General features: G+C 50.4%; 1 protein-coding gene. It reads left to right on the top strand.

All coding sequences use genetic code 11. The annotated features are described in order from the left end of the window. The coding region (locus R8O10_RS26735; RefSeq protein ID WP_318192164.1) for an FAD-binding oxidoreductase at window positions 1-565 on the top strand (565 nt) is incomplete at both ends.

The raw sequence follows: 565 nt of genomic DNA, 5'->3' as shown, positions 1-565 counted from the left end.
ACCTTGGTGGTTTGGCACCAAACATCAGCAACAAAGCGATTCCGTGTGGCACACAAGTGGTGGCGACTCAGCCTTTGAGTGATGAGCAGCTAAAACAAGTGCTGACCAGTGACTACTGCGTTGAAGACTGTAACTACTTGCTTGACTACTTCCGCTTAACCGCCGACAAGCGTTTGTTGTTCGGAGGTGGCGTGGTTTACGGTGCACGTGACCCAGAAAACATCGAATCACTGATCCGTCCGAAGATGGAAAAAGTTTTCCCACAATTGAAAGGCATCAAGATTGATTACACCTGGACGGGTAACTTCTTGCTGACTTACTCACGCATGCCGCAATTTGGCTCGTTTGCAGACAACATTTACTACCTACAAGGCTACAGCGGTCACGGTGTAACGTGTACTCATCTCGCAGGCAAGTTGCTGGCAGAAGCTCTGACCGGACACGCAGAACGCTTTGACGCGTTTGCGGCTTTGAAACATTACTCCTTCCCGGGAGGCCGCCATTTCCAAATTCCGTTTACGGCAATGGGCGCGGCTTACTACAACCTACGTGACAAACTGGCGAT

The sequence above is a fragment of the Vibrio sp. 1727 genome (assembly GCF_033344415.1).
Taxonomy (GTDB): Bacteria; Pseudomonadota; Gammaproteobacteria; order Enterobacterales; family Vibrionaceae; genus Vibrio; species Vibrio alginolyticus.
Note: the sequence above shows the minus strand (reverse complement) of the source record. Positions and strands in the feature narration are given on the sequence as shown.